The 1,131-nt window shown below is 34.0% G+C and carries 2 pseudogenes; both read right to left on the bottom strand.

What is annotated here, in order from left to right:
- Nucleotides 1-515, bottom strand: a pseudogene (locus BN990_RS21445) (T6SS immunity protein Tdi1 domain-containing protein); the annotation flags it as partial.
- Between the two features lie 32 nt (nucleotides 516-547).
- A pseudogene (locus BN990_RS21440) lies at nucleotides 548-1,060 on the bottom strand (polymorphic toxin type 15 domain-containing protein).
- Nucleotides 1,061-1,131 lie beyond the last annotated feature (71 nt).

The raw sequence follows: 1,131 nt of genomic DNA, 5'->3' as shown, positions 1-1,131 counted from the left end.
AATTATAAGAATATGTTCCTTCAGTTTGACTTTTTTTAGATTCTCTACTTTTTCTGCTCCACCTAAACCTAATAGAGGTGTATAGCCGAAGCAATCTTCATAAGATAGTTCTCCCCAATTTTCAACAGCTTCGGGATATGGTTTCCACTTTAAATACTCATCCCGAAACTTTTCTGAATCCAGACTTTTGAAAAAAATAAAAAGTTTGGCATAACTGTTTTAAGTACTCCGTATCTAAAATTAAGCAATCTTACATAACCGTCAGCCCATAATACTAAATCTCCCATACCAGTAGCAAATAACACTACAGAATCCGTATATCTTTGACTACACTCTTGTAAAATATCAATGTACGCTTCTGGGTTAACACTTTTTAAATATCCTTGCATGAATGTTCCAAATCCATATTCCTGCCACAAGTCTATTATTTCTTTTGGAACAAGATTTTTATATTTCTCTATTATTTCTTTTGGAACCTTACTGTTTACCTTAAAATCATTTAATGTTTTTTCCATAAATAAATCTCCTTAGTGTGTCAGTTTAACATTCAAATAGGTGCTTTTAATTGCTCAGGTTTCATATTTTTTGCTATTTCCCTTATTTGTTCATCAACAACATCAATTCTATATCTCCATTGAGAACCAATTGAAGAATTAATGCCCTTATGCCCCATTCCACCAGTTTCATCTGGTTATCCACCTGCAATTTGATCTGGATTATGAAGTGCTGCTTGGGTATTCAGCCATTCTTTAGCTTCTTTTTCTGCTTCATCAAATGATTTTCCGTTAGTCATAAGTTCTGCAACTTTATCAGAAAATGCTTCTTCTCGAGCTGTTTGTTGAGCAGCATTACCTTCTATCGCACGTCCCTCAGCAATATATCTTTCTCTATTTTTCAGATACTCATCAACCGTTAACTCATTCATACCTTTTTCTTGATCTTTAAGTTGTCTAGCAAACTCTTCAGAGTCATGTTTAACTTTTCTTTTATATGTTACTTCAATTTCTTTTATTCTAGTTACATTCTCTGAATGACTACCTTTTCCCGTACCCTTAGCCAAATCCTTACCATCATCTAAATGTTTTCCTGCACCACTGCTGCTTTCAGTTACACTGCTCTTTACAAACCCTG

Origin of the sequence: Virgibacillus salexigens (genome assembly GCF_000723585.1) — a bacterium.
Lineage (GTDB): Bacteria > Bacillota > Bacilli > Bacillales > Amphibacillaceae > Virgibacillus > Virgibacillus salexigens.
The sequence above is the reverse complement of the archived record's forward strand: the minus strand, read 5'-3'. Positions and strand labels throughout refer to the sequence as shown.